Annotated in this window: 23 protein-coding genes and 4 tRNA genes; 18 read left to right on the top strand and 9 right to left on the bottom strand. The window is 67.3% G+C overall.

Annotation, left to right across the window (positions count from 1 at the left end; translation table 11 throughout):
* Positions 1 to 5: 5 nt before the first annotated feature.
* Positions 6 to 386 carry a hypothetical protein gene (locus ACZ9YD_RS01610; protein WP_465073395.1) on the bottom strand — a complete coding sequence of 127 codons (381 nt, stop codon included), beginning with the start codon at positions 384 to 386 and terminating at the stop codon, positions 6 to 8.
* 142 nt (positions 387 to 528) lie between these two features.
* On the opposite strand from ACZ9YD_RS01610, the gene sufT reads away from it, so the two are divergent.
* From sufT to ACZ9YD_RS01590, 4 genes are all read left to right on the top strand, one after another.
* Positions 529 to 1,080, top strand: coding sequence for a putative Fe-S cluster assembly protein SufT (gene sufT / locus ACZ9YD_RS01605; protein ID WP_232134431.1), 552 nt, complete (start codon positions 529 to 531; stop codon positions 1,078 to 1,080).
* 460 nt (positions 1,081 to 1,540) lie between these two features.
* Positions 1,541 to 3,256: a S8 family peptidase gene (locus ACZ9YD_RS01600; RefSeq protein WP_465073506.1), complete on the top strand. Its 1,716-nt coding sequence runs from the start codon at positions 1,541 to 1,543 to the stop codon at positions 3,254 to 3,256.
* A 134-nt stretch (positions 3,257 to 3,390) separates the two neighbouring features.
* Positions 3,391 to 5,709, top strand: a complete 2,319-nt coding sequence (locus tag ACZ9YD_RS01595) for a pre-peptidase C-terminal domain-containing protein (protein WP_465073394.1) — start codon at positions 3,391 to 3,393, stop codon at positions 5,707 to 5,709.
* A 40-nt stretch (positions 5,710 to 5,749) separates the two neighbouring features.
* The gene (locus ACZ9YD_RS01590; RefSeq protein WP_465073393.1) at positions 5,750 to 6,244 is read left to right on the top strand and encodes a hypothetical protein; all 495 of its coding nucleotides are present in this window, start codon (positions 5,750 to 5,752) and stop codon (positions 6,242 to 6,244) included.
* A gap of 3 nt (positions 6,245 to 6,247) precedes the next feature.
* On the opposite strand, the gene ACZ9YD_RS01585 is transcribed toward ACZ9YD_RS01590, so the two are convergent.
* From ACZ9YD_RS01585 to wrbA, 3 genes are all read right to left on the bottom strand, one after another.
* Positions 6,248 to 6,736: an asparaginase domain-containing protein gene (locus ACZ9YD_RS01585; RefSeq protein WP_465073392.1), complete on the bottom strand. Its 489-nt coding sequence runs from the start codon at positions 6,734 to 6,736 to the stop codon at positions 6,248 to 6,250.
* 75 nt (positions 6,737 to 6,811) lie between these two features.
* Complete coding sequence (locus tag ACZ9YD_RS01580) at positions 6,812 to 7,159, bottom strand: DUF2069 domain-containing protein (protein WP_465073505.1); 348 nt, start codon at positions 7,157 to 7,159, stop codon at positions 6,812 to 6,814.
* A 5-nt stretch (positions 7,160 to 7,164) separates the two neighbouring features.
* The gene (gene wrbA, locus ACZ9YD_RS01575; protein ID WP_465073390.1) at positions 7,165 to 7,758 is read right to left on the bottom strand and encodes an NAD(P)H:quinone oxidoreductase; all 594 of its coding nucleotides are present in this window, start codon (positions 7,756 to 7,758) and stop codon (positions 7,165 to 7,167) included.
* Positions 7,759 to 8,065: 307 nt separating this feature from the next.
* On the opposite strand from wrbA, the gene ACZ9YD_RS01570 reads away from it, so the two are divergent.
* Positions 8,066 to 9,340, top strand: coding sequence for a YihY family inner membrane protein (locus ACZ9YD_RS01570; RefSeq protein ID WP_465073389.1), 1,275 nt, complete (start codon positions 8,066 to 8,068; stop codon positions 9,338 to 9,340).
* Positions 9,337 to 9,912: a TlpA family protein disulfide reductase gene (locus ACZ9YD_RS01565; protein ID WP_465073388.1), complete on the top strand. Its 576-nt coding sequence runs from the start codon at positions 9,337 to 9,339 to the stop codon at positions 9,910 to 9,912. The genes ACZ9YD_RS01570 and ACZ9YD_RS01565 overlap by 4 nt, the downstream gene beginning before the upstream one ends.
* 7 nt (positions 9,913 to 9,919) lie before the next feature.
* Here ACZ9YD_RS01565 and ppk2 read toward each other — a convergent pair whose 3' ends face one another.
* From ppk2 to hemA, 5 genes are all read right to left on the bottom strand, one after another.
* The gene (gene ppk2 / locus ACZ9YD_RS01560) at positions 9,920 to 10,696 is read right to left on the bottom strand and encodes a polyphosphate kinase 2 (RefSeq protein WP_465073387.1); all 777 of its coding nucleotides are present in this window, start codon (positions 10,694 to 10,696) and stop codon (positions 9,920 to 9,922) included.
* A gap of 28 nt (positions 10,697 to 10,724) precedes the next feature.
* Positions 10,725 to 11,066 carry a helix-turn-helix domain-containing protein gene (locus ACZ9YD_RS01555; protein WP_465073386.1) on the bottom strand — a complete coding sequence of 114 codons (342 nt, stop codon included), beginning with the start codon at positions 11,064 to 11,066 and terminating at the stop codon, positions 10,725 to 10,727.
* A complete protein-coding gene (moaB, locus tag ACZ9YD_RS01550) occupies positions 11,066 to 11,587 on the bottom strand; it encodes a molybdenum cofactor biosynthesis protein B (protein WP_465073385.1) in 522 nt (173 codons plus the stop codon). Before moaB ends, ACZ9YD_RS01555 begins: the two co-directional genes overlap by 1 nt.
* Before the next feature lie 92 nt (positions 11,588 to 11,679).
* A complete protein-coding gene (prfA, locus tag ACZ9YD_RS01545) occupies positions 11,680 to 12,762 on the bottom strand; it encodes a peptide chain release factor 1 (protein WP_465073383.1) in 1,083 nt (360 codons plus the stop codon).
* On the bottom strand, positions 12,740 to 14,038 hold the full coding sequence (gene hemA, locus ACZ9YD_RS01540; RefSeq protein WP_465073382.1) for a glutamyl-tRNA reductase: 1,299 nt from the start codon (positions 14,036 to 14,038) through the stop codon (positions 12,740 to 12,742). The genes prfA and hemA overlap by 23 nt, the downstream gene beginning before the upstream one ends.
* Before the next feature lie 92 nt (positions 14,039 to 14,130).
* Here hemA and ACZ9YD_RS01535 point away from each other — a divergent pair, with 92 nt between their 5' ends.
* The 12 genes from ACZ9YD_RS01535 to ACZ9YD_RS01480 form a co-directional block, all read left to right on the top strand.
* On the top strand, positions 14,131 to 15,828 hold the full coding sequence (locus tag ACZ9YD_RS01535; RefSeq protein WP_465073381.1) for a tetratricopeptide repeat protein: 1,698 nt from the start codon (positions 14,131 to 14,133) through the stop codon (positions 15,826 to 15,828).
* Positions 15,825 to 16,502, top strand: coding sequence for a lipoprotein insertase outer membrane protein LolB (gene lolB, locus ACZ9YD_RS01530; protein ID WP_465073380.1), 678 nt, complete (start codon positions 15,825 to 15,827; stop codon positions 16,500 to 16,502). Before ACZ9YD_RS01535 ends, lolB begins: the two co-directional genes overlap by 4 nt.
* Complete coding sequence (gene ispE / locus ACZ9YD_RS01525; RefSeq protein WP_465073379.1) at positions 16,499 to 17,377, top strand: 4-(cytidine 5'-diphospho)-2-C-methyl-D-erythritol kinase; 879 nt, start codon at positions 16,499 to 16,501, stop codon at positions 17,375 to 17,377. Before lolB ends, ispE begins: the two co-directional genes overlap by 4 nt.
* A 63-nt stretch (positions 17,378 to 17,440) precedes the next feature.
* Positions 17,441 to 17,513 (top strand) — tRNA-Gln (locus tag ACZ9YD_RS01520).
* A gap of 76 nt (positions 17,514 to 17,589) precedes the next feature.
* Positions 17,590 to 18,549: a ribose-phosphate diphosphokinase gene (locus ACZ9YD_RS01515; RefSeq protein ID WP_465073378.1), complete on the top strand. Its 960-nt coding sequence runs from the start codon at positions 17,590 to 17,592 to the stop codon at positions 18,547 to 18,549.
* 83 nt (positions 18,550 to 18,632) lie between these two features.
* Entirely contained in the window at positions 18,633 to 19,292 is a 660-nt protein-coding gene (locus ACZ9YD_RS01510) for a 50S ribosomal protein L25/general stress protein Ctc (protein WP_465073377.1), read from the top strand.
* Positions 19,293 to 19,337: 45 nt separating this feature from the next.
* Entirely contained in the window at positions 19,338 to 19,919 is a 582-nt protein-coding gene (gene pth, locus ACZ9YD_RS01505; protein ID WP_465073376.1) for an aminoacyl-tRNA hydrolase, read from the top strand.
* 88 nt (positions 19,920 to 20,007) lie between these two features.
* Positions 20,008 to 21,099 carry a redox-regulated ATPase YchF gene (gene ychF, locus ACZ9YD_RS01500; protein ID WP_465073375.1) on the top strand — a complete coding sequence of 364 codons (1,092 nt, stop codon included), beginning with the start codon at positions 20,008 to 20,010 and terminating at the stop codon, positions 21,097 to 21,099.
* 253 nt (positions 21,100 to 21,352) lie between these two features.
* Positions 21,353 to 21,438, top strand: a tRNA-Tyr gene (locus ACZ9YD_RS01495).
* A 63-nt stretch (positions 21,439 to 21,501) separates the two neighbouring features.
* Positions 21,502 to 21,575: transfer RNA gene (locus ACZ9YD_RS01490), tRNA-Gly, on the top strand.
* A gap of 37 nt (positions 21,576 to 21,612) precedes the next feature.
* Positions 21,613 to 21,688, top strand: a tRNA-Thr gene (locus ACZ9YD_RS01485).
* Positions 21,689 to 21,767: 79 nt separating this feature from the next.
* A partial coding sequence (locus ACZ9YD_RS01480) for a GTP-binding protein (RefSeq protein ID WP_042615313.1) occupies positions 21,768 to 21,850 on the top strand: 83 nt, incomplete at its 3' end.

Raw genomic sequence — 21,850 nt, 5'->3', positions numbered from 1 at the left:
GCGCTTCAGCGCGACGCCACCGCCGCGATCACGAGCGCGGCACCGAGCCAGGCCAGATCGACCGTGGAATTGGCGAGTGTCGCCAGCGTGTAAGCATGGTGCGGGCCGAGTTTGAGCAACGATTCCCACGGCAGCATGCCCATCGGACGGGCGAGCTGCGACGCGACGATGCCGAAGTTCGCGATCACGATCGCCAGCACGGTGGCCACGGTGCCGGCGAGCGCGCGAAACACGCCGGGGCGGGCACGGGCGAGGCGCAGCAACCAGGCCGCATCGAACGCGGCGATGACCGCCATCCAGCTCGTCTGGGTGCCACGCGCGTCGGCCAGGAGGATCCAGGCGGCAGCGATGCCGAAACTGCCGAGCAGCAGCAGGGCGGTCGCCATCGGCCAGCGCCGGGCGCCCGCGGGGTGGTGCCTTGGCGGCATGGAAGGCTGCATCGCGGAAACGGCCGATCAGCATACCGGCGCGCGGCGATACAATGACAGACCTTGTCGTGGCCGCCCCTGGTCACCATCTGATGGTCCTATGTACTCCCGCAGCAGCGAACCCGTCCGTTTCGAGCGCGATTGCGCCGCCGTCCTCGTGCCGGCCGGCGAACACGTGACCCTGCCCGCGGGCAGCGCCGGCTACATCACCCAGGCACTGGGTGGCAGCTACACGCTGTTTGTGGAAGGCAATCTGTTCCGGATCTCCGGCCGCGATGCCGACGCGATCGGCAAGGAGCCGCCGGTGCCGCTGGAACTGCCCGATGGCGCCGACGACGCCGCCGTGGAGCGCATGGTCTGGAACCAGCTGCGGACCTGCTTCGATCCTGAAATCCCGATCAACGTCGTTGATCTGGGGCTGATCTACGAAGCCGAGGTGCAGCCAACCGACGATGGCCAGCGCCGGCTCGAGGTCAAGATGACGCTGACCGCGCCGGGCTGTGGCATGGGCGACATCCTCGTCGACGACGTGCGCAGCAAGCTGGAACTGATTCCCACGGTGGTCGAGGCCGATGTGGAACTCGTGTTCGACCCGCCGTGGAACCGCTCGATGATGTCGGAAGCCGCGCGCCTCGAGACCGGCATGCTCTGACGCGTTTCGCGGCTTTCCGCCGCGTTTCCCGTGGTCTCGCATCGCCGCCCTGACTGCGGGCGGTTGCCTAAAACAATCCGACATTACGCCCCTGCGAACCGCTGTGTTCGCGGGTGCACCGGCGCGTGCGCTGTCATCCGGTGTCACCGAAATTCCGATGACGCAGCACGTCCACGAGGTCCATTGCAGACCCGCTCTATTCAGCGTGCGTTCGGTCCCAGAATCTTGACCCACATTGTCAATATGTGACGGTTTTCGCCATTATTAATGAAAATTTAACGGTTTCTTGCGTTGCGAAGGAGATGCGCTGTCGCGTAGCGTCAGTTTGCGGTCAGTTTTGTCACGTCCGCATTCGTTGCGGAGTTGGCGTTGCCGGAAATTCAGGCGGCAGCGACGACTCCCGATCTGCCGCCCAAGCGCGGCTCACCCATGGTCTAGGGGTTTTCGGATGTCGAATCGTATGTCTCGCGCGCCGCGCCGTCGTCTGCTCGTCGCTGCCACCTCTCTCGCGCTTGCGGCCCTGGCGCCCTTGTCGCTCAACGCCACGGATCGGCTCAATCTCGGTGGGCTGCAGTCGAACGAGACCCACGACCGCTTCATCGTCAAATACCGCGACGGCTCGACCGTCCAGACCGATCCGGCCACGATCGACACCGCATTGCGCGCATCCGCCAGCCGGATCGTCGTCAGCGGCGGCGGCAAGCAGCTGCGCCTCGAGCACGTCCGGCGGATGACGTTGGGTGCCGATGTCGTGCGCACCAGCCGCAAGCTCGACCGCGCGGATGCCGAATCGCTGATGCGGCAGATTGCTGCCGATCCGAATGTCGAATTCGTCGAGGTGGACAAGCTCAACCAGGTGTTCTGGACCCCGAACGATCCGCGCTTCAGCCAGCAGTACGGCTTCGGCACCGGTTCCGGCGGCATTCGTGCCACGCAGGCCTGGGACGTCACCAAGGGCGCGGGCGCCGTGGTTGCCGTGCTCGACACCGGCATCACCAATCACAGCGATCTCAACGCGAACATCCTGCCGGGCTACGACTTCATCATCGACACTGCGGTGTCGGGCGATGGCGGCGGTCGCGACGCAGACGCCAGCGATCCGGGCGATTTCTACAACGGCCGCGCGTCGAGCTGGCACGGGACGCACGTGGCTGGCACGGTCGCGGCGGTCACCAACAACGGTGTCGGCGTCGCGGGTACCGCGCCCGAGTCGAAGGTCGTGCCGGTGCGTGTGCTCGGTCGCGGCGGCGGCTACGACTCCGACATCGCCGATGCGGTGATCTGGGCGTCGGGCGGCAGCGTCAGCGGGGTGCCTGCGAACGCCAATCCCGCCGAGGTCATCAACCTCAGCCTGGGCGGCGCCGGCACCTGTGGTAATGCGATGCAGAGTGCGATCAACGGCGCGGTCGGCCGTGGCACCACGCTGGTCATCGCCGCGGGCAACAGCAACGCCAACGTCTCGGGCTTCTCGCCGGCCAACTGCAGCAACGTGATCTCGGTCGCCTCCAACACCAGCACCGGCGCGCGTTCGAGCTTCTCCAACTACGGCAACGGCATCACGATTTCGGCCCCGGGTTCGGGCATCGTCTCCACGCTCAACAGCGGGCAGACCACGCCGGGCAGCGAGAGCTACGCGTCCTATGACGGCACCTCGATGGCGGCGCCGCACGTCGCCGGTGTGGTCGCGCTGATCCAGTCGGTGTCGAATCCGGCCAAGACACCGGCGCAGATCAAGACCCTGCTGACCAGCACCGCGCGTGCGTTCCCGTCGACGCCGTCGCAGCCGATCGGCGCCGGCATTGTCGATGCCGCTGCCGCGGTTGCAGCCGCGAGCGGCGGCACCGTGCCGGATCCGGACCCCGGCACGGGTGGTCTTCAGAACGGCGTGCCGGTCACCGGCGTGTCGGGCGCGACCAACAGCGCGCAGACGTGGACGTTCACCGTGCCGTCGGGTGCACGCAACCTGGTCATCGCGATTTCGGGCGGCAGCGGTGATGCCGATCTGTATGTGCGCCGTGGCAGCGCGCCGACCACGTCGACGTTCGACTGTCGGCCGTATCGCACCGGGAACAGCGAAAGCTGCGCGTTCGCAACGCCGCAGGCGGGCACGTACCACGTGCTGATCCGCGGCTACACATCGTTCTCCGGGGTCACGCTGCGCGCCAGCCACAACTAAAGGCGGGTTCGGGGAGTTCCGGGGGAGGAAGGGCAGGCAGCGGACATCGTGATCGTGATGTCCGCCGCCGGCGGAGCATGCCGCACGCGGTGTGCTCCGTTTTTATCTGTCACCACTGAGGGGTAGAGAACAGGATGAAGACTCTTATCGCATGCATCACCGCCGGCACGCTGTCGGTCGGTGCTGCCGCGGCGGCGACGCGCGACGCGCGACCGGCCGCGTTCGACAACCGGCTGCCGGCCGAACAGACGATCGAACTCAAGCGCATGCCAGCGGTCGACGCTGCGCGTCTGCGCGCCGAAGATGCGCGTCAGGACCGCGCCATGGGACAGCGCCCGATCCGCTTCGCGACGCCGCACGCCGTCAACCTGACGCCGAACAATGCCGGCGACTGGGACGAGATCGCCAGCGGCGATCTGGTCTGGCGCCTGCGCGTGGAATCGAAGGATGCGCTGTCACTGAACTTCGGCTTCTCGGAATTCCACCTGCCCGAAGGCGCGCGCCTGCTGATCTATCCCGAAGGCCTGGACAAGAACGCCAATCCCGAAGCGATTCGCGCGTTCACCGCTGCCGACCACAAGGCGACCGGCAACCTGTGGACGCCGCTGGTGCCGGGCGACAACGCGGTCATCGAAGTCGTCGTGCCGAAGGCGCGCGTCGGCGAACTCAAGCTGCGTCTGAGCAGCGTCAACCACGACTACCTCGGCTTCGGCCGCCTCGCCCGCGAAGGCGCACTGGCGCAGACCAAGGGTGTGTCAGGCAGCTGCAACGTCGACGTGGTGTGCCCGGATGGCGACGAGTTCCGCGACGAGATTCCGTCGGTCGGTGCGTACACGCGGTTCGGTGTCGAGTACTGCAGCGGCTCGCTGGTCAACAACACCGCCGGCGATCAGAAGATGTTCTTCCTGACCGCCAACCACTGCCAGATGGGCACCGCCGACGCGGCCGCCAGCATCGTCGTCTACTGGAACTACCAGAACTCGACCTGCCGCACCCCGGGCAGCGCCGAGAGTGGCGCCAACGGCGACGGCAGCCTCGCCCAGAACCAGACCGGCGCCGTGGTCCGCGCGACTTATGCCGCGTCCGACTTCACCCTGCTCGAGTTCGATGACGCTGCCGACCCGGCCTACAACCTGAGCTGGTCGGGCTGGGACCGTCGCGATCTCGCCCCGGCGGGCGCGACCGGTATCCACCATCCGCGCGTCGCCGAGAAGCGCATCACCCACTCCGACAATCCTTTGCGCGTCGAGGGCTACCTCGGCAACAGCGGCAACAGCCATCTGTGGGTGCAGTGGAACCAGCGCGGCACCACGGAAGGCGGTTCCTCGGGTTCGCCGATCTACAGTCCCGAAGGCCGCGTGATCGGCCAGTTGCACGGTGGCTACGCTTCGTGCACGACCACGGGCGCGGATCACGTCGACTGGTACGGCCGACTGTTCACTTCGTGGACCGGCGGCGGCACGGCGGCGACGCGTTTGAGCGACTGGCTCGATGCCGCGGGCACGGGCGAGGAGTTCGTCGACACGATCGGCGCCGACGGCGGCGGTACCCCGGGCGTGCCGGTGGCCGGCTTCGACTTCACCGTCGACAACGACACCCTGACCGTGACCTTCACCGATACCTCGAGCGACGACGGTGAAATCGTCTCGCACGCTTGGGCGTTCGGCGACGGCACCACCTCGACCGAAGCCAATCCGGTCAAGACCTACGACGCAGCCGGCGTGTACTCGGTCGCGTTGACCGTCACCGACGACGCGGGCAACACCCGCACCCGCACCCAGCAGGTGGAAGTGGGCGACCTCACGCCCGATGCGACCGAGCTGACCAACCGCACGCCGGTGTCGGGCCTGTCGGGTGCGGCGGGCGACGCGCTGCTCTACAGCATCACCGTGCCGGAAGGCGTCAGCGGTCCGCTGTCGATCACCACCTCGGGCGGCAGCGGCAACGTCACGCTGTACGTCAGCCAGGATGAAGAGCCGCAGGCCGATGCCTACGACTTCATCTCGCAGCGTCCTGGCAACAACGAGGTCGTGCGCATCGCCAACGTCGAGGCCGGCACCTACTACGTGAAGGTGGTCGGCGTCACCGCGTTCGCCAACGTCAGCGTGCAGGCGCGTCACAACCCGCCGAGCGACGGTGGCGGCGATGGCGGTCTGCAGAACGGCGTGCCGGTGACCGGCTTGGCAGGCGCAACGGCCAGCCAGCAGTTCTGGACCATCCAGGTCCCGGCGGGCACCAGCACCCTGACGGTCGCGCTGAGCGGCGGAACCGGCGATGCGGACCTCTATGTTCGCGCCGGCTCGCAGCCGACCACGGCGACCTACGATTGCCGGTCGTGGGCGACTGGCAACAACGAGACCTGCACCATCAGCAACCCGGCGGCGGGCACGTATCACGTACTGGTCAACGCCTACGCGACATTCAGCGGCGCATCGCTGGTCGCGACCTGGTAATGGCATCGGCGTTCACCCCGGGCACGCCCGGGGTGGAGGCATGATCGCGGCGTCGCACGCGAGCGCGTGCTCCGCGGAGACCGTCTTGCACCGAGTTCACCATGACATCGCGCGGCGCTTCGGCGCCGCGTTTTTGGGTTCGGCCCTGTTGTTGTCGGGGTGCGCGATGGGCGGCGATCCGCCCGCCACCCCGTCCAGCGAGGTCAGTGCCATGCAGCAGCGTTTCATCGTCCGCTACACGCCCGGCAGTGCGCCGGAACAGGATCCGGCGCTTGTGGCCGGACGCATTTCAGAAAGCGCGCGCGACGCTGGTCTGGTCGATGCCAAGGGCATGCCCGGCAACGTGACCTGGTTGCGCCGGCTCGCGGTCGGCGCGGATGTGGTATCGATCGATCCCGCGCTCGATGCCGCACAGTCGCAGCGCCTGCTCGACGCGCTCAATGCCCAGCCCGACGTCCAGTACGCTGAGCCCGACGGCCGAATGACGATCGGGCCCGGACCGGAGATGCGGATGCGCGGGCCGACTGTCGACTGAGCCTCAGCCCAGCGGTTCGAAACGGTTGGCTTCGACGTTCTTGCGGACTTTCAGCGGATCCCAGATGCGGCCGTTCATGGCCACGTAGACGCCCGGCGGCTTGGACTGCACGGCGCCGACGGCAGTGCCGATGTTGAACTCCGCATCCGAGCCACGGAACCGCGCCGGGCTCAGCGCGCCGGTGAGGATGATCGTCTTGTCGGCGATCGACGCGAGCACCTTCGCGGTTTCGACCATCGAATCGGTGCCGTGGGTCAGCAGCACGTGCTTGGCCGGCTGCGCAGCGATCGTCGCGCGGATCAGCTCGCGGTCGTCGTCGGTGATGTGCAGCGAGTCCTTGCGGATGATTGGAATCACCCGGTAACGGAACGCGACGCCGAGTTCCTCGAGCATGCGCCCGATCTGCGGATCGCCGACCTGGAAGTCCGACTTGTCGTCGAAGTAGATCTTGTCGATCGTGCCACCGGTGGTGACGATCAGCAGTTCGTCCATCGTGATGCGGTCCTGCAGGGCAGCGAATCGGGCCGCCCATGATACCGGCGCACGCGGTGTCCGCCGCCAGCGCGTTCAGCCCTTGGGTGGGTGCCCCTTGGAGAAACGCGCGCGCATGCCGGGCAGGCTGGCCGAGAACACCACCGCCAGCGACAGCGCGATCCCGGCCCACGGCCACAGGCCCAGCTCGGGATGCGACCAGGCATACATCACGCCATGCGAGAACCAGAACAGCGCAGCGATGCCCGACCACAGCGGTGCGCTCGGTCGGCGCAGCAGTACACCGGCGAGCAACACCAGTGGTGGCAGCACGAACACCAGCAGCGCCGCGCCGAAATGCGCATCCTCGCGATACCAGGCGGCATAGAGCGCCGCGATCAGTACCAGCGACGTCGCCAGTACGCGCGTGGCGGGCGGCCGCATCGCGCTCATGCGCCAAGCTTCGCGGCGAGCGTGGCGATGCGCCGGCCGAGCGCACGCGCGAGCACGGCCTCGTCTTCGGTCGGCTGCGGATCGTCCTGCTGCCCGGCGACATGGCTGGCGCCATACGGCGTGCCCCCGCCGCGCGTGGTCGTGAGTGCGGGCTCGGTATACGGAATGCCGGCGACCACGCAACCGTGGTGCAGCAGCGGCACCAGCATCGTCAGCAGCGTCGCTTCCTGGCCGCCGTGCTGCGTAGCGGTCGAGGTGAACACACCGGCCGGTTTGCCGACCAGCGTGCCGCTGGCCCATTCGGCGCTCAGCCCGTCGAGGAAATGCTTCAAAGGCGCGGCCATGTTGCCGAATCGCGTCGGGCTGCCGAGCAGCAGGCCGACGCATTCGGCGAGGTCCGCGCGCTCCACGTACGGCGCGCCGTCCTCGGGCACCGGCGGCGCCGCTTGCTGCGTCACCGCTGCCACCGGCGGCACCGTGCGCAATCGCGCCTGCATGCCATCGACCTCACCGATCCCGCGCGCGATCTGCCGTGCGAGGCGGGCGACCGAACCGTTGCGACTGTAGTAGAGGACGAGGATGTCGGGCATGGAGACGCCTGTTTGCGAAAGGGGGTGCATGGATTCCGAAGCCGCGTCGTCGCTGCGTCGACAGGAATTCGAGAACGTTATGCGTTTCGCATTCTCGCGCAGTAGGTGGCGCGTGGGTAATCGCTGGGGTGACCGGCATCAAGTTCCGTCGTTCCGGCGAAGGCCGGAATCCAGTGCCTTTTACTTGAGCGCCAGCATTATGGGTGAGGCGCTGGATCCCGACTTTCGCCGGGATGACGTCCCTTGGATGGACGGCAACACCATCAGCCATGCATCCCAACGCAAACCGCTTTGCTACGCTTCGCCGATGGAGCCACTCGCTACTTTCAATCGCTGGACCGAACGGATGGCGGACCGCGCGCGCGCGCTGAGCTTCGCGCGCTTCCTGTGGCGTCGCTTCCTCGACGACCGTCTGTTCGAAGCCGCCGGCGCGCTGGCCTTCACCACGGTGTTCGCGCTGGTGCCGCTGTCGATGGTGGTGTTCGGCGTGCTGTCGGTGTTTCCGGCGTTCGGGCAGTGGCGCGACCAGCTCAGCGACTACATCTTCTCCAACTTCGTGCCCGATTCGGCGCGTGCGGTCGAACAGGTGCTGCTGCAGCTGTCGACCAATACCGGCCAGCTGACGACGATCGGTGTGATCGCGCTGGTGATCTCGGTGCTGGTCACGCTGCTCAGCGTGGAGACCACGTTCAACCGTATCTGGCGGGTAAAGTCGGCGCGGCCCACGTTCGGGCGCTTCCTCGTGTACTGGACCGTGCTCACCCTAGGCGCGCTGGTCGCGACGGCGAGCCTGGCAGTATCGGCGCGCTTCTTCGCGCTGGAGATCTTCAGTACCGATTCGGGACGCCTGCTGCGCGGGCTGATGCTGTGGGCGGCGCCGATGCTGATCGAGCTTGCCGCGTTCACGACGATCTTTCGCGTAGTGCCGCACCGCACCGTGCAGTGGCGTCATGCACTGGCCGGGGCGACACTGGCAGTGATGCTGTCGGAAGCCGTGAAGTGGGCGATCGGCCTGTATCTGGGCAGTTTCGATGCCTATGAAAAAATCTACGGCCAGATCGCCTTCCTGCCGATCTTCCTGCTGTGGGTGTATCTGAGCTGGGTGGCGATTCTGCTCGGCGCCTCGTTCGCCGCATCGATCTCGGCGTTCCGCTATCAGCCGGCCCACATGCGCCTGCCGGCGGGTTTCGAACTCTACGGCGTACTGCGCATGCTGGGGCGCTTCTCGGCCGCACGCGCGCAGGGGCGAGGGCTGCACAGTGACGACATCCAGGCGCTGGAGCCGATGCTGACCGATGCACTGGTGCAGCAGATGCTCGCGCAACTGGAAGAGATCGCGCTGCTGCGCCGCGCCGAATCCGGCGAATGGATCCTCGCACGCGATCTCGACGGGCTCACTGTCGGCGAACTTTACGAAGCCTGCGACCTGCGCATCCCGGTCGCGGAAGCCCATCTGCCGTGCCGCGACGACGCCTTGGGCGTGGCCGCGTCCGCCGCGCTCGACGAACTGCGCATTCCGCTGCGCGACCTGCTCAAACGGCGGGTCAGCAGCCTCTACGAATCTCCGGAGATTTCCGCATGAACCGCCTCGCCTCCTGCATCGCATTCGCCCTGTTGCTCGCCGCCTGCAAGCCCGACGGCCAGGCGCCGGTGGACGGCGCCGCGCCAGACGCCGCGGCGCCGTCCACCGTGCAGACACCGACAGATGCACCCGCCGCGCCGGCCGCGTCGAAAGAACGGCCCGCGTTGCAGGTCGAGACCCTCGACGGCAGCCGCTTCGATCTCGCCGAACATCGCGGGCAGTGGGTGGTCGTGAACTTCTGGGCGACCTGGTGTGCGCCTTGCCTGAAGGAAATGCCGGAACTGTCGGCGCTCGATGCGATGCGCGAGCACGTGCAGGTGATCGGCCTCGCCTACGAGGAGATCGAAGCGGACGACATGCGCGCGTTCCTGCTCAAGCACCCCGTGGTGTATCCGATCGCGATTCTCGACACCTTCGATCCGCCCGCCGATTTCGACACACCGCCCGGCCTGCCGATGACGTATCTGATCGGACCGGACGGGCAGGTGGTGGAGAAGATTCTCGGTCCGGTCACCGCAGAGCGGCTGGAAACGCTGATCGCTGGTGCGGGTGGTCCGGCCATCGAAGCCTGAAACGGCTTCAGTCCGCGTACGGCGCCAGCGGCGCCAGCACGTCGTAGCGCTCGGGCCGCGGCGTGCGCTTGAGTTTGGGGAAACGCAGCGAAGGCGCATCGACGTGGCTGTCGGGCAACCGGTCGAGCAGGTCGCGGATCAGGGTCAGGCGACCGCGGCGCTGGTCGTTGAAATCGACCAGCGTCCAGGGCGCATGCGCGGTGTGCGTTTCGCGCAGCATGATGTCGCGGGCGCGGGTGTAGTCGTCGTAGCGCGTGCGCGCGGCGACATCGACAGGGGAGAGCTTCCAGCGCTTGAGCGGATCGTGCAGGCGCTCGGCGAAACGGTCTTCCTGTTGCGCCTGGTCGCAGCCCAGCCAGTATTTGAACAGCAGGATGCCGTCACCGACCAGTTGCTGTTCGAACGCCGGCGTCTGGGTGAGAAACGTCTCGACCTGCGCGGGTGTCGCATAGCCCATCACCGACTCGACGCCGGCGCGGTTGTACCAGCTGCGGTCGAGCAGGGTGATCTCGCCCGCCGACGGCAGGTGCGCCACGTAGCGCTGGAAATACCACTGGCCGGCCTCGCGGTCGCTGGGCTTCGGCAAGGCGACCACGCGGCACTGGCGCGGATTGAGATGCTCGGCGATCGCTTCGATGGCGCCGCCCTTGCCGGCAGTGTCGCGACCTTCGAACAGCACCACGAGCCGTCGACCGCTGTGCTGCAGCCAGCGCGCGACGGCGGCCAGTTCGATCTGCATGTGTTCGAGAGCGGCCTCGTAGGCCTTGCGCTTCATTGGCTTCATCGCGGGCTCCGTGGCGGGGGTGTGGATCTCAGTCGCGCGATTTGCGTGGCGGTGCCTGCGCCATCGTGCGTGCGACTTCCAGCAGTGCACCCTGTTGACGCGTGTTGAGAGCGCGGTAGGCGGCGAGCAGGTCGTGCTCGCCCTTGGTGCGTGCCGGATCGAGCGTGGCGGCAAGCGTTGCCAGTAATGCACCCGCCGGAACGCCGAACGCACGCGCCAAAGCATCGAGTTGCGCGCTGCCGGGGGTTTTCTCGCCGCGCATCCAGGCCGACACGGTGGCCGCGCCGACGCGTGGAATCGCCGCGGCGATGTCCGCGGCGGTCACCCCGCGGGCCTTGGCGAGCAGCCGCAGCGTCTGGTCCAGGGCCATCAGGCTTCTTTCAGGCGTGGACGGATCGTCGCCAGATTGCAGGGCTTCGTGCGCGCGTCGAGCTGGTGGCGGACGATCTTCTCCCACGCCGTGCGGCAGGCCGACGTCGAGCCGGGCAGGGCGAACACGAAGGTCGCATTGGCGAGGCCGGCGAAGGCGCGCGACTGCAGCGAGGACGTGCCGATCTCCTCGACCGACACCGCGCGGAACAGTTCACCGAAGCCCGGCATTTCCTTGTCCAGCAACGGCAGCAGCGCTTCGGGCGTGGAATCGCGTCCGGTGAAGCCGGTGCCGCCGGTGACGAGGATGCCGTCGACGATGGGATCGGCAATCCACTTCGACACCAGCGCACGCATCGCGTAGCGGTCGTCGGGCAGCAGGGCGCGTTCGGCGATCCCGTGGCCTGCGCTGGTCAAGGACTCGACGAGGTAGTCGCCGGAGCTGTCGGTGTCGAGGGTGCGGCTGTCGGAGACCGTCAGCACGCAGATCTTCAGGGGGATGAAATCGGTCTGGCTGCTCATGCGGCGAGGGTACCCCACCGGTGTGGACGGCCGCATCGGGATGCGCGGTCGCTGCGTGGATCGACACCGCGCACTTCAGGCCGCGTTACGACTCACTGCGCGGTCATGCGCGCAAGTTCGTCGGCCTGGTGTTCCTGCGACAGCCGCGCGATCAGGCCGTCTAGATTGCCTTCGAGCACGTTCGGCAGGTCGTACAAGGTAAGCCCCTCGATGCGGTGATCGGTGATGCGGCCCTGCGGATAGTTGTAGGTGCGGATGCGCTGGCTGCGGTCGCCGCTGCCGACTTGCAGCTTGCGCACCTCGGCGGTCGCGGCGGCGCGGCGTTCGGCTTCGGCATCGGCCAGCATCGCGCGCAGGCGCTTCATCGCCTTGTCGCGGTTGGCGTGCTGGCTGCGCTCGGTCTGCGATTCGACGACGACGCCGCTTGGCACGTGGGTGATGCGGATCGCCGAATCGGTCTTGTTGACGTGCTGGCCGCCGGCGCCGGACGAGCGGAAGGTGTCGACCTTGAGGTCGGCCGGATTGAGCTCGATCGGTTCGCCCGCGTCCTCGATCGGAATGATCGCCACGGTCGCGGCCGAGGTGTGGATGCGGCCCTGCGATTCGGTTTCCGGCACTCGCTGGACGCGGTGCGTCCCGGACTCGAACTTGAGCCGCGCATAGGCGCCGCTGCCGTCGACGGCGGCGATGATCTCGCGGAAGCCGCCATGCTCGCCGGTGCTCGCCGATTCCACTTCGACGCGCCAGCCCTGCCGTTCGGCGTAGCGCTGGTACATGCGGAACAGGTCGCCGGCGAAGATCGCCGCCTCGTCGCCGCCGGTGCCGGCGCGGATCTCGAGATAGAAGCCGCCGTCGTCGCGCGCATCGTGTGGCACCAGCAATGCCAGCAGATCGGCCTCCAGCGCTTCCAGGCGCGCGTCGGCGGCGGCGATCTCCTCCTGCGCCATCTCGCGCATGTCGGTATCGTCGAGCAGCGTGCGCGCAGCCTCGCGGTCATCGAGCGCGCGGCGCTCGTCGGCCAGCGCGCTCGACAGCGGTTCGAGCTGGGCGAACTCACGGGATAGCGCACGAAATCGCGACTGGTCTGAGACGGTTGCAGGGTCGGACAGCAGGCGTTCGATTTCTTCGCGGCGTTCGGCCAGCGCTTCGAGCTTACGGCGCAGGGTCGGCAGCATCGGGTGTCCGGGACTCGGGTTCGGGCGGCAGCAATGCATCGAGGCTGTCGGCGAGAGTGTCGTCGCCGCGCAGCGCGGCGTCGCGCAGCGCAGTGGTCGGCAGATGCAGCAGTCGGTTGGTCAGGGTGTGGGCCAGCAGTTCCAGCACCGCGTCGGGCGACTGCCCGGCGGCGAGCTGCTGGCGGGCGCGGGCGAGCGCTTCGCCTCGCACCGCCTCGCCATGCGCGCGCAGGCGCCTGACCGGCGCCAGGCGTCCGCGCGCCGCGTTCGACTCGCCGAAGCGGGTGACCTGCAGATCAATGATCGCATCGGCATCGGCGGCGGCCTCGCGGCGCCCGCGGCGGTTGTCGTCGAGCGTGCGTTCGAGATCGTCGACGGTGTAGAGGAAGACATCGCGCAGCTCGGCCACGTCCGGCGCGATGTCGCGCGGCACCGCCAGGTCCATCAGCAGCATCGGCCGGTGTTTGCGCGCGGTCAGCGCGGCAGCGACCTGCGCGCGGCCGATGATCGGCGTGCGGCTGGCGGTGGCCGACAGCACGATGTCGGCCAGGAACAGATGCCGGTCGAGCTCGTCGAGCGGCAGCGCGATGCCGCCGTGGCGCGCGGCCAGTTCCTGCGCGTGCGCGTAGGTCCGGTTGGCGATCAGCAGGCGCTTGACGTTGGCCTGCGCGAGATGGCGCGCGGCCAGTTCGATCGTCTCGCCGGCGCCGATCAGCAGCACGGCCGAATCGGCCGGGCGTGCGAACGATTCCTGCGCCAGCCGCACCGCGAGCGAGGCCACCGACACCGGGCTGTTGCCGATGCGGGTCTCGCTGCGCGCGCGCTTGGCGGTGACGAACGCATGCTGGAAAACGCGATCGAGATCGCTGCCGAGCGTGCCGGCGGCGCGTGCGCTGGCCCAGGCTTGCTTCACCTGTCCGAGGATCTGCGGCTCACCCAGCACCAGCGAATCGAGACCGGTGGCGACGCGGAACAGATGCCGGGCCGCCTCGGCGTCGCGATGCTGGTACAGGTAGGCCTGCAGCGAGCCGCCGGCCAAGGACGCGTCGTCGCCCGGATGCGTCGCCAGCCAATGCGCCAGCGCGCTGCCGTCGTCGTCGCACACGGCGTACAGCTCCGTGCGATTGCAGGTCGACAGCAACGCGACCTCGCGGACCGCCGGCAACGCACGCAGCTGCGCCAGCGCCGCGTCGAGCGCATCGCCGGCAAACGCCACCCGTTCGCGCAGGGCGACCGGCGCGGTCTGGTGGTTGATGCCGAGTGCGAAAAGACTCATGGGCGGGCGGGCCTGTCGGAGACGCGATTCCGTTCAGGCGCTTGCGATAAGCTGCGGACGAAGGCGCCCATTTTACGGCCCGGTTGCCCCAGATGCCCGTTTTCTCTCCGCCCCGGACCTCGCGGCTGTGCGCAGCCCTGCTGGTACCCCTGCTCGGACTGGCCTGCGCGGCCCATGCACAGCGCGGCGATCTCGACCGCAACGATACGCTGCACCAGGATCTGCTCGGCGCGACACTGGCCGGCGAGTTCGCGGTGCAGGCCGGTCGCCTCGACGAGGCCGCCAACTGGTATCTCGATGCGGCCCGCCAGTCCGACGGCGATCCCGGGCTGGCCGAGCGCGCCACGCGCATCGCCCTGCTGGCGGGCGATGACCGCCGCGCCGCGCAGGCGCTGGACCTGTGGCGACGCCATTCGCCTGATTCGCTGCCGATGCGTGCCGCCGAGGCCACGTTGTCGCTGCGCGCAGGCCGCGACCGCGTGGCCCGTCGCCAGCTGGAAGCGATGCTGCGCAGCGATGATCCCGCCGGCTGGCGGCATGCATTCACCGTACTCGGCGGCGGTGCCCGCGATCAGGCCCAGGCTGCGCGCCTGCTCGGCCAGCTCGTCGACAGCGGCGCGATTCCGGATACGTTGCAGGCCTGGATGGCGTTCGGTGGTCTCGCCCAGCGTCTGGACCGGACCGATCTGACCGAGCGCATTCTCGAAAACATTGTGGCGCGCTTCCCCGGCGAACCGCGGGTCGCGCTGCTGCGCGCGAGCCAGTTGCGCGAGTCCGGTCGGCCCGACGAGGCGCGCCAGGCGCTGCTCGCGCTCGGCGATGCGGCCTTGATCGGCCCCGATCTGCGGATGGGGATCGCCGGCGAATACGAGGCCCTGGGCGATCTGGCCGATGCCGAGCGCACGCTGGCGATGGGCCCGCAGGACGGCCGTACCTATGTATTACGGGCCTCGCTGATGGCGCGCGCGGAAAACAAGGCGGCGCTCGCCGCGCTCTACGAAGAGGTCAAGTCGGTTGCGTTGACGCCGAATCCTGCGCAGCGGCTCTTGCTGGGCCAGATGGCCGAATATCTGGAGCAGTACGAAGAAGCGCTGGAGTGGTATCAGACTGTGCCTGGCGGCCCCGAGCGCGCGCAGGCGCGCTTGCGCGGGGCGCGCGTGCTGCATGAGCTCGGTCGCCAGGACGAGGCGTGGGCGCGGCTCCTGGCGCTGCAGTCCGACGGTGCCGCCGACGAGGACATGCGCCGCAACGCCTACCTGCTCGAGGCCGAGCTGCGGCAGAAGGGCGATCCCCAGGGCGAGCTCGACGTCTACAACCGCAGCCTGTCCGCGATGCCGGACGATCCCGCGATGCTCTATTCGCGTGCGCTGATGTGGGAGCGTCGCGACGACATCCCGCGCGCCGAAGCCGACCTGCGTCGCGTGCTGGTGGCCGATCCCGAGAACATCGCCGCGCTCAATGCGCTCGGTTACACACTGGCCGATCGCACCACGCGCTACACAGAAGCGCTGGAGCTCATCGACCGGGCGCGCGTGGCCGAGCCCGACAATGCCGCGATCATCGACAGCTACGGCTGGGTGCTCTATCGCCTGGGCCGCAACGAGGATGCGCTGGTCGAACTGCGCCGTGCGTTTTCGATGATGAAGGACGCGGAGGTTGCCGCGCACATCGGCGAAGTGCTGTGGACGCTCGGTCGCCAGGACGAAGCCCGCAAGTATTTCGAAGAAGCCCGCGGTATCGATCCGGAGAACCGCTCGCTGATCCGCGCGCTGGAGAAGACCGGCGCATGAGTATCCGGATCGTGTGTGCCGCGATCGCGGCATTGGGGCTGGCCGCCTGTACCAGCGTGCCGGTGCGGCCGCCGCTTCAGACCGTCGATCTTGCGCCCGCCGCGCTCGCCGATGCGCAAGCACGGCTCGCCGCACGCGAGGCCGCCGTGCGCGCGCTGCCGCAGCTTGCGTTCAACGGACGCGTGGCGATGTCCAACGGACGCGATGGCGGCAGCGGTCGCATCGAATGGCTGCAGACGGGCGGAGATTACCGGGTGACTTTGAGCGCGCCGGTGACCCGGCAGAGCTGGCAGTTGCAGGGCGGCCCGCAGGGCGCACGCATCGACGGCCTCGACGGCGGTCCGCGCGAAGGCGCCGATGTCGGCCTGTTGCTGCGCGAGGCCACCGGATTCGAGATTCCCGTCGCGGCGATGGCGGCCTGGGCCGCGGGCGCACGCGCCGATGTCGCGGTATCCGGTCCGGCCGACGTGGCGTTCGATGCCGGGGGTCGACTGGCGCGCGTGCAGCAGGATGGCTGGACCATTGATTACCTTGAATGGCAGCCTGAGCCGGCAGCGGGCGCGGCGCCGGCGCTGCCGACCCGCGTCAACGCCCAGCGCGGCGATGCGCGCGTGCGGCTCGTCGTCGACACCTGGTCGCCCGGCGACGGCACGGACGCGCCTTCGACGCCATGAGCGCTGCGCAGAACGCCGGTGGCTGGTCGGCTTGGCCGGCGCCGGCCAAGTTGAACCTGTTTCTGCGGATCACCGGTCGTCGTGAGGATGGCTACCACGCGCTGCAGACCGTATTCCGGATGCTCGACTGGGGCGACACGATCCGCCTGCGGCCGCGTACCGACGGGCACATCCAGCGGATCGGCGAGTCGGTGCCGGGCCTCGCCGAGGCCGATGATCTGGTGATTCGGGCGGCTAATCTCTTGAAAAAAGAGGCGAACGTCTCCAAAGGCGTCGACATTATCGTCGAAAAGCGGATTTCTTCGGGCGCCGGGCTGGGCGGTGGGTCATCCGATGCGGCTACCGTTCTGCGCGCCCTCGACCACCTGTGGGAGCTCGCGCTCGGCGAAGATCGTCTGGCTGCGTTGGGTCTGGCCCTGGGTGCGGATGTGCCGGTCTTCGTCCGCGGCCGCAACGCCTGGGCGGAAGGGGTGGGCGAGTCGTTGATGCCGATCGACCTGCCGCAGGCGTGGTATCTGCTTGCTGACCCCGGCGTGCATGTGAACACGGCGGGTCTGTTCCAGGCCCCTGAATTGACGCGAAATGCTGCACCCGCGACAATGGCCGACTTCGTTTCAGGTGCATCGCTCGGCAACGCGTTCGAGCCGGTGCTGCGGTCCCGCGAACCCGCCGTCGATGCGGTGTTCGAGGTGCTCGCAGCGGTCGGACCGCCACGCTTGACCGGAACGGGCAGCGGCTGCTTCGTCGAATTCGCCACGCGCGAGTCCGCCGAGGCTGCGCAGGCGCAGGTCGCGGCACGGGTGTCGACCCGTGTGGTCGGCGGCGCGGCGCGTTCGCCGTTGCTGGATGCATTGGAGGCCGGGGTTCGGGATTAGGGATTGGGGATTCGACGGCATGTCCGAATCTCCAATCCCGAATTCCTGATTCCGGATTTCTGAAGGGGCGTCGCCAAGTGGTTAAGGCACCGGGTTTTGATCCCGGCATTCGCAGGTTCGAATCCTGCCGCCCCTGATACCCGTGTCTGTTCCCAAGTGCCGGCACGGCCACTCCTCCATCCGCTCGGTCAGAGCGACGCGGAACCGCAGACATGAAAGAAGAACGCAATCTCCTGATCTTCTCGGGCAACTCGAACCGGGCGCTGGCCAAGGCCGTCTGCCGCGAGCTCGGCGTGCGCCAGGGCAAGGCGATGGTGTCGACGTTCTCCGACGGTGAGGTCCAGGTCGAGATTGAGGAAAACGTCCGTCGCCAGGACGTGTTCGTGATCCAGCCGACCAACGCGCCGTCGGCCGAGAACCTGATGGAGCTGCTGGTGCTGATCGACGCGCTCAAGCGCGCCTCGGTATCCAGCGTGACCGCGGTCATTCCGTACTTCGGCTACTCGCGCCAGGATCGTCGCATGCGTTCGGCACGCGTGCCGATCACCGCCAAGGTCGTGGCGAAGATGGTCAGCGCCGCCGGCGCCGACCGCGTGCTGACGATCGATCTGCACGCCGACCAGATCCAGGGCTTTTTCGATATCCCGGTCGACAACGTCTACGCCTCGCCGCTGCTGCTGGCCGATATCTGGCGCGCGCATGGCACCGACAACATGGTGGTGGTCTCGCCCGACGTCGGTGGCGTGGTGCGCGCCCGCGCGATCGCCAAGCGTCTCGACGACGCGGATCTGGCGATCATCGACAAGCGCCGTCCGCGCGCCAACGTCTCCACTGTGATGAACATCATCGGCGACGTGAGTGGCAAGACCTGTGTGCTGGTCGACGACATCGTCGACACCGCCGGCACGCTGTGCGCCGCGGCTGCAGCGCTCAAGGCGCAGGGCGCCACCAAGGTCGTCGCCTACTGCACGCACGCAGTGCTGTCGGGCTCGGCGATCGACAACCTCAACAAATCGCAGCTCGACGAGATGGTGGTTACCGACACCATCCCGTTGTCGGAGGCCGCGCGTAATTGCACGCGCATCCGCCAGCTCAGTGTCGCCGAGCTGCTGGCCGAGACGATCCGCCGGATCGCGTTCGGAGAATCGGTCAGTTCGCTCTACGTCGACTGACCTGTTGCAACGTCTCGCCTGGTCGCGGACGAGACGCTTCACCGCTGCGAAGCGGTTTCAATCCTGAAAAGTGAATACCGAAAATGGCTACCACGCATGAAATCAAGGTGCTGCGCCGCGAAGACGAGGGGAAGGGTGCGAGCCGCCGCCTCCGTCTTGCCGGCAATGTGCCTGCCGTCGTCTACGGCGGCGACCTCAAGCCCGTCAGCATCGAGCTGAGCCACAACGATGTCTGGCTTGCCAGCCAGCACGAGTGGTTCTACGCCTCGATCCTCGACCTGAGCCTCAACGGCGACGTCCAGAAGGTACTGCTGCGTGACATGCAGCGCCATCCGTACAAGCAGCAGATCATGCACCTGGATTTCCAGCGCGTGAACGCGAACGAGACCATCCGTACCGCCGTGCCGCTGCACTTCATCAACGAGGACACCTCGCCGGCCGGCAAGGCTGCCGACGTCGTGATCACGCATGAACTCAACGAAGTCTCCGTGACCTGCCTGCCGGGTGACCTGCCGGAATTCATCGAGATCGATCTTGGTGCAATGGTCGTCGGCGATATCGTCCACCTCTCGCAGGTCAAGCTGCCGAAGGGCGTCGAGATCCCCGAGCTGGCGCTGGGCGCGGACCACGACGTCGCCGTCGTCGTCGCCAAGCACGGCCGCGTGGAAGCCGAGCCGGAAGACGAGACCGACGAAGCGTCGGCCGATGTCCCGGCCACCAAGGCCGCGAAGGACGACGAGTAATCGTCGCGCGGGCGCGCCTTCGGGCGCGCTTGCGTTGCCGTATCGATGGCAGGACTGCGACTGATCGTCGGGCTGGGCAATCCCGGTCCCGAATATGCACGGACCCGGCACAACGCCGGGTTCCGTTTTGTCGACGAACTCGCCGCCAAGGCGGGCGCGTCGTTACGGCTCGACAGCAAGCTGTTCGGCGAGACCGCGAAGATCGACATCGCCGGTCAGCCGGTCTGGCTGCTGAAGCCGGCCACCTTCATGAATCTCAGCGGCAAGTCGGTCACCGCCGCGCTGCGGTTCTGGAAATTCGAACCCGAACAGGCGCTGCTGGCGCATGACGAACTGGATCTGCCACCCGGCACCGCGCGACTCAAGTTCGACGGCGGACATGGGGGGCAGAACGGACTGCGCGACACGATGCAATTGCTCGGCCACGGCCGCTTCCACCGGCTGCGCATCGGCATCGGGCATCCGGGCAGCAAGGACAAGGTCACGCCGTGGGTGCTGGGCCGCGCAAACGCCGATGACGACATCCTGATCGGACGCGCGATCGATGCGTCGATCGACGTGCTGCCGCTGGCGATGGACGGCAATTTCATGGATGCGATGACGAGGCTGCACACGGTGAAGCCGTAATTGGCGATTGGTGATTGGTGATTCGAAGGCGCGATCTGCGTGCGAATCATCAATCACGAATCCCGAATCACGGATCACGGACACAGCAATGGGCATCAAATGCGGCATCGTCGGCCTGCCGAACGTCGGCAAGTCGACCCTCTTCAATGCGCTGACCAAGGCGGGTATTGCCGCGGCCAATTTCCCGTTCTGCACCATCGAGCCGAACGTCGGCATCGTGCCGGTGCCGGATCTGCGCCTCAATGCGCTGGCGGCGATCGTCAAACCGCAGAAGGTGCTGCCGACGGCGGTCGAGTTCGTCGACATCGCCGGCCTCGTCGCCGGCGCGGCCAGCGGTGAGGGCCTGGGCAACAAGTTCCTGTCGCACATCCGCGAGGTCGATGCGATCACGCACGTGGTGCGCTGCTTCGAGAACCCGGACGTCATCCACGTCAACAACAAGGTCGACCCGATCGCCGATATCGAGACCATCGATACCGAGCTCGCGCTGGCCGACCTGGATTCCGTCGAGCGCGCGCTGCAGCGCGCCGAGCGTTCGGCCAAGACCGGCGACAAGGATGCGAAGGTCCGCGCTGAAGTGCTGGGCCGGGTGCACAAGGGGCTGGCCGACGGTCAGCCGGTGCGCGCGCTGAAGCTCTCCGAAGATGACAACGCGGCGATCCGCGACCTGTTCCTGTTGACCGCCAAGCCGGTGCTGTACATCGCCAACGTGCTCGAGGACGGATTCGAGAACAATCCGCACCTCGACGCCGTGCGTGCACGCGCGGTGGGCGAGGGCGCGGAAGTTGTGCCGGTGTCGGCCGCGATCGAGGAAGAGCTGTCGCAGCTCGACGACGCCGATCGCGACGCGTTCCTGACCGATCTGGGCCTAGACGAGCCGGGCTTGAATCGTGTGATTCGCGCGGCCTACGGCCTGCTGACGCTGCAGACCTACTTCACCGCGGGCGTCAAGGAAGTGCGCGCGTGGACGGTGAAGATTGGCGCGACCGCGCCGCAGGCGGCCGCGGTCATCCACACCGATTTCGAGAAGGGCTTCATCCGCGCGGAAGTGGTTGGTTACGACGATTTCATCCGCTACAACGGCGAATCCGCCGCCAAGGAAGCAGGCAAGTGGCGCCTGGAAGGCAAGGACTACATCGTCAAGGACGGCGACGTGATGCATTTCCGCTTCAACGTCTGAACCGGGAGCGCCTGAATCTGTCGTGCGAGAGGCGCCTGCGGGCGCCTTTCCTGCGAAAAGAACACACGCAGCCGGATCGAATCATGCACGCAGCGATGGCGCCGCGGCGCAGAGGCGGTTAAGATGCGCGCCCGTCTGCACAGGTCATTGGCCAAGCGACGGGTCCGGTGAAATCCAACGCCTTCCAGCGTTGACAGAACCGGGAACTGGCCCCAAAATCGCGGGCTGTTTTCACCGGCAACATGAAAGCGCCGGAGGGATACCCAAGCGGCCAACGGGGGCAGACTGTAAATCTGCTGGCTTACGCCTTCGGTGGTTCGAATCCACCTCCCTCCACCATCTTTCGAGTCGGTGGAAACAAGTGCAGTGCGACAGGTTGTAATGCGGTATGCGGGTCCCGGTGCGGGAGTAGTTCAATGGTAGAACCTCAGTTTTCCAAACTGATTACGAGGGTTCGATTCCCTTCTCCCGCTCCATTGAACGTTCCAGGCGGTCCCCCAGTTCCACATCGTTGCTCACGTAGCTCAGTCGGTAGAGCACCTCCTTGGTAAGGAGGAGGTCGAAGGTTCGATTCCTTTCGTGAGCACCATCCTCCGCGGTTCCGCTTCCAGTGCGGATCCGACGCGGCACGCAGTCATCACCCCACCAGATTTCGAGACAAAGCAGCCATGGCTAAGGGTAAGTTCGAGCGCACCAAGCCCCACGTGAACGTGGGCACGATTGGTCACGTTGACCACGGCAAGACGACGCT

The sequence above is a fragment of the Luteimonas sp. AC640a genome, from assembly GCF_979256585.1.
Note: the sequence above shows the minus strand (reverse complement) of the source record. Positions and strands in the feature narration are given on the sequence as shown.

What these genes read in the sequence shown, in the direction of transcription:
- moaB (WP_465073385.1), bottom strand. Translation starts at nt 11,587, where the DNA reads ATGAGCAGCCAGACCGATTTCATCCCCCTGAAGATCTGCGTGCTGACG.
- ACZ9YD_RS01515 (WP_465073378.1), top strand. Translation starts at nt 17,590, where the DNA reads ATGAAAGAAGAACGCAATCTCCTGATCTTCTCGGGCAACTCGAACCGG.
- lolB (WP_465073380.1), top strand. Translation starts at nt 15,825, where the DNA reads ATGAGTATCCGGATCGTGTGTGCCGCGATCGCGGCATTGGGGCTGGCC.
- ACZ9YD_RS01585 (WP_465073392.1), bottom strand. Translation starts at nt 6,736, where the DNA reads ATGGACGAACTGCTGATCGTCACCACCGGTGGCACGATCGACAAGATC.
- hemA (WP_465073382.1), bottom strand. Translation starts at nt 14,038, where the DNA reads ATGAGTCTTTTCGCACTCGGCATCAACCACCAGACCGCGCCGGTCGCC.
- ACZ9YD_RS01610 (WP_465073395.1), bottom strand. Translation starts at nt 386, where the DNA reads ATGGCGACCGCCCTGCTGCTGCTCGGCAGTTTCGGCATCGCTGCCGCC.
- ACZ9YD_RS01590 (WP_465073393.1), top strand. Translation starts at nt 5,750, where the DNA reads ATGATCGCGGCGTCGCACGCGAGCGCGTGCTCCGCGGAGACCGTCTTG.
- sufT (WP_232134431.1), top strand. Translation starts at nt 529, where the DNA reads ATGTACTCCCGCAGCAGCGAACCCGTCCGTTTCGAGCGCGATTGCGCC.
- prfA (WP_465073383.1), bottom strand. Translation starts at nt 12,762, where the DNA reads ATGCTGCCGACCCTGCGCCGTAAGCTCGAAGCGCTGGCCGAACGCCGC.
- ACZ9YD_RS01565 (WP_465073388.1), top strand. Translation starts at nt 9,337, where the DNA reads ATGAACCGCCTCGCCTCCTGCATCGCATTCGCCCTGTTGCTCGCCGCC.
- ACZ9YD_RS01535 (WP_465073381.1), top strand. Translation starts at nt 14,131, where the DNA reads ATGCCCGTTTTCTCTCCGCCCCGGACCTCGCGGCTGTGCGCAGCCCTG.
- ACZ9YD_RS01510 (WP_465073377.1), top strand. Translation starts at nt 18,633, where the DNA reads ATGGCTACCACGCATGAAATCAAGGTGCTGCGCCGCGAAGACGAGGGG.
- wrbA (WP_465073390.1), bottom strand. Translation starts at nt 7,758, where the DNA reads ATGCCCGACATCCTCGTCCTCTACTACAGTCGCAACGGTTCGGTCGCC.
- ACZ9YD_RS01580 (WP_465073505.1), bottom strand. Translation starts at nt 7,159, where the DNA reads ATGCGGCCGCCCGCCACGCGCGTACTGGCGACGTCGCTGGTACTGATC.
- ychF (WP_465073375.1), top strand. Translation starts at nt 20,008, where the DNA reads ATGGGCATCAAATGCGGCATCGTCGGCCTGCCGAACGTCGGCAAGTCG.
- ACZ9YD_RS01595 (WP_465073394.1), top strand. Translation starts at nt 3,391, where the DNA reads ATGAAGACTCTTATCGCATGCATCACCGCCGGCACGCTGTCGGTCGGT.
- ACZ9YD_RS01600 (WP_465073506.1), top strand. Translation starts at nt 1,541, where the DNA reads ATGTCTCGCGCGCCGCGCCGTCGTCTGCTCGTCGCTGCCACCTCTCTC.
- ispE (WP_465073379.1), top strand. Translation starts at nt 16,499, where the DNA reads ATGAGCGCTGCGCAGAACGCCGGTGGCTGGTCGGCTTGGCCGGCGCCG.
- ppk2 (WP_465073387.1), bottom strand. Translation starts at nt 10,696, where the DNA reads ATGAAGCCAATGAAGCGCAAGGCCTACGAGGCCGCTCTCGAACACATG.
- pth (WP_465073376.1), top strand. Translation starts at nt 19,338, where the DNA reads ATGGCAGGACTGCGACTGATCGTCGGGCTGGGCAATCCCGGTCCCGAA.
- ACZ9YD_RS01570 (WP_465073389.1), top strand. Translation starts at nt 8,066, where the DNA reads ATGGAGCCACTCGCTACTTTCAATCGCTGGACCGAACGGATGGCGGAC.
- ACZ9YD_RS01555 (WP_465073386.1), bottom strand. Translation starts at nt 11,066, where the DNA reads ATGGCCCTGGACCAGACGCTGCGGCTGCTCGCCAAGGCCCGCGGGGTG.